This window comes from Microbacterium sp. H6 (assembly GCF_003314775.1).
Lineage (GTDB): Bacteria > Actinomycetota > Actinomycetes > Actinomycetales > Microbacteriaceae > Microbacterium > Microbacterium oxydans.
In genome coordinates this window covers 17,162-19,983 of the sequence record NZ_QOAY01000035.1, presented here as the reverse complement: position 1 = coordinate 19,983, position 2,822 = coordinate 17,162, and the positions used below count along the sequence as shown (strand labels likewise).

The following is a 2,822-nucleotide window of genomic DNA, read 5'->3' as shown; positions in this document are numbered from 1 at the left end:
CACAGAGCTGTGGCGCGTGATCCTCGGCATCGGCGGAGAGAACGGCTGGTACTCCTCGCCCCTACTGTGGGCGGTGCGCGGTTGGATGGACCGCATCGTGGGCGGCGTAGGCCTCAGCCGCGGGCGCCGCAGCCGTACTGCCGCACGCGTGGGCGACGCGATCGACTTCTGGCGCGTCGAAGCGGTGGAGACCACGGATGCCGGATCGCTGCTGCGCCTCCGCGCCGAGATGAAGGTGCCGGGAGAGGCATGGCTCGAGTTGCGTGCCGTGCCCGATGCGAAGGGCGCCCGCTACGAGCAGCGCGCGATCTTCTTCCCGCGCGGTCTCACCGGACGCCTCTACTGGCTCGCCGTGCTGCCCTTCCACGGCGCGATCTTCGCGGGCATGGCAGCACGCATCACGGCCGCCGCCGAGGACCTCGAGACCTCTCCATCGGCGCCGCCCCACCCCGCGGAGACCAGCGACCCCGCCGTCCCAGGCGAACCCACCGTCCCAGGCGAACCCGCCGGGACAGGCGACTTCACCGCGAAGTCGCCTGATCCCGCGTGAACGCCTGACCCGACGCCCCCAGACGAGGCCGGGGTACCCTCAATCCGCGCGCGGCTGCGGGGCGGGGTCCGGGTCGTTCGGGCCGTCTTCCAACGCGGCATCGACAACGGCCTCCACTTCCGCGGGAGGGATGATGTCGATCGCCTCGGTCGCGGCCTCATACACCTCGGCCAACGTGTCGTCGACGGTGTCCTCGTCGATCCAAGCGAGGTCGTCCTCCGAGTGGTCGTACTCGACAGGCACGAGGGCGAAGTCGTCGCCGTACTCCTCGAGCCCGGCCATGACGCTGTGGCGGACGGCGGCGCGGGCATACCGGTCGCGCAGGATCAGCGGATCCCGCCGCAGGTCCTTCATGAACGCGATCATCATGAACGTCATGATGATCGCGAACGGCAGCGCCGCGATGATCGTCGCGTTCTGCAGCGACTGCAGCCCGCTGCCCTCCGATCCGCTCACGAGCAGCACCGCGGCGATCACGCCGACCAGCACTCCCCACACCACCGCGACCCACCGCGATGGCTCCGGGCGGCCCTGCTGGGACAGCGTGCCCATGACGAGTGAGGCGGAATCAGCCCCGGTGATGAAGAAGATCGCGATGAGGAGGATGAGCACGATGCTGGTGATGAGCGGGAACGGCAGGTTCTCCAGCACCCCGAACAGCACCTCCTCCGGCGGGTCGACGGTGAGGCCTGCGCCGTTCATCTGCTGCTGGATCGCCGTCGTGCCGAAGATCGCGAACCACACGAGCGAGATGGCGGAAGGCACCACGATGACGACCGACACGAACTGACGGAGCGTGCGCCCGCGGGAGATCTTCGCGATGAACATGCCGACGAACGGCGACCAGGAGATCCACCATGCCCAGTAGAAGATCGTCCAGCTCGACAGGAAGGCCTGCGCGGTCTCACCCTGCGACGCGGAGCGGCCGATCATGGTCGGCAGATCGCCGATGAACTGCACGGCGACCGACGGGATCACGTTCAGGATCAGCAGCGTCGGACCGACGAAGAACACGAAGAAGGCGAGCAGGATCGCGACCACGGCGTTGATGTTCGACAGTGCGCGGATGCCCTTCGAGACTCCGGACACCGCGGAGGCGATGAAGCAGGCCGTGAGCACCGCGATCACCGCGATGAGGATGCCGTTGCCGAGTGGGCCGATGCCGCTGACGAGCTCGACACCGTGACCGATCTGCAGCGCTCCGAGTCCGAGGGAGGCTGCCGTGCCGAACAACGTCACGATGATGGAGAAGATGTCGATCGTGCGGCCTACCGGACCCGTGGTGCGGTTCTCGCCGAGCAGCGGAGCGAAGATCGAGGAGATCAGCGGCGTGCGGCCGCGGCGGTAGGCGCCGTACGCGATGGCTCCACCGACGAGCGCGTAGAACGCCCAGGCCTGCGGACCCCAGTGATAGAGCACCTGGGTCTGCGCGGTGTGCATGGCCTCGAGGGTGTTCGCCTCGACGGTGCCGGGCGGCGGGTTCTCGAAGAACGTCAGCGGCTCAGCGGCACCCCAGAACACCAGGCCGATGCCCATGCCGGCCGCGAAGAGCATGGAGATCCACGAGAACATCGAGAACTCGGGCTCCTCGTCGTCACGGCCGAGCGGGATGCGCCCGTACTTGCTGAAGCCGACGAACAGCATGAACACGAGGATGATCGTGGCGATCGTCGTGAAGAAGAAGCCGAAGTACTCCACCACCCAGGCGAGGACCGTGCTCGTGGTGCCGGCGAGGTTGTCGCCCGCGAACACACCCCAGGCGATGAAGCCGAGGGCGAACGCGGCGGCGACACCGAAGACGAGCGGGTCGGTGCGGTAGGTGCGCCCCGTCTCCTCGACCGAGACACCGGGAACGAGCGCCGGGTGCACGCTGCGCGGCGGGACGGTCGTGATGTCGCGGACGATCTTGCGGGCAGTCTCCGAAGCCTTGGCCGGGAGGCGGTTGGCACCGGTTCCGACTGTGTCCGTGCGCGGACGCGGAGGGTTCGATCCTGCGGAGCGTTCGTCGGGCTTCTCGTCAGGAGTGTCCATGAGAGTCCATTTTGTCATGCGAGGTGTCCGACCGTGTCGGGGCCGAAACCCAGAGGGTCCGCGCGAACCGCGGCGCGTCGGGCAGCGACGCGCCGGGCGGACGCTGCCCGCTCTGGGTTTTCGGGCGCGTCGCAGTTAGCGCGAGCGGCGCCCCCCGAACAGCGAGTGCAGCAGCGGGAGGGCGGAGACGCAGACCAGGGTGATTCCCAGGGGCGGCACCGACGGCACGAGCAGCGCACCG

2 protein-coding genes are annotated in these 2,822 nt (G+C 68.4%); one reads left to right on the top strand and one right to left on the bottom strand.

The genetic code is table 11. From position 1 onward, the window contains the following. Positions 1-550 (top strand): DUF2867 domain-containing protein (locus DSP71_RS22965; RefSeq protein ID WP_258546219.1); only part of this gene is annotated, 550 nt, incomplete at its 5' end. Positions 551-589: 39 nt separating this feature from the next. On the opposite strand, the gene DSP71_RS02270 is transcribed toward DSP71_RS22965, so the two are convergent. Beyond that, positions 590-2,581 (bottom strand): BCCT family transporter, encoded by a 1,992-nt coding sequence (locus DSP71_RS02270; RefSeq protein WP_113680254.1) that lies wholly within the window; start codon positions 2,579-2,581, stop codon positions 590-592. Positions 2,582-2,822: the final 241 nt, after the last annotated feature.

Excerpts from the sequence above, each read along its gene's own strand:
- DSP71_RS02270 (WP_113680254.1), bottom strand. The coding sequence starts at position 2,581 with ATGGACACTCCTGACGAGAAGCCCGACGAACGCTCCGCAGGATCGAAC.